Raw genomic sequence first — 345 nt, forward strand, 5'->3', positions numbered from 1 at the left:
GCGGTGCCCGAGCATGCCGACACTACAATGGCACCAAAAACTGGGCCTGGGGGCGGGACAGCTGCGGAGGCTGCCGATGACGTTGGCGAAGGCAGCCGCGGACGAGTCACAGAGCCACCTGCAGCAGGCCGGGGTGGACAGGATCGCCAATACCCAGACCCGCCCGCCCTTGAGCTTCCTCGGCGACAAGAACCCGCCTGATGGTTATGACGTAGCGGTACCCCGCGAAATCTTCCGCCGCAACGGCGTGGCCCGGATCGAGTTCATCGCTCCCAAGATCAAGACCTTCCTGGCAGGCACCACGGCGCGACAATACCGCTTCAGCGTCAACAGCATTGGGCAGAC

The 345-nt window shown here is 64.3% G+C and carries 1 pseudogene; it reads left to right on the forward strand.

The window, feature by feature from the left end:
* Positions 1–76: 76 nt before the first annotated feature.
* Positions 77–345, forward strand: a pseudogene (locus BTM36_RS27110) (hypothetical protein); the annotation flags it as partial.

Origin of the sequence: Herbaspirillum sp. VT-16-41, from assembly GCF_001994935.1 — a bacterium.
GTDB lineage: Bacteria > Pseudomonadota > Gammaproteobacteria > Burkholderiales > Burkholderiaceae_D > Herbaspirillum > Herbaspirillum frisingense.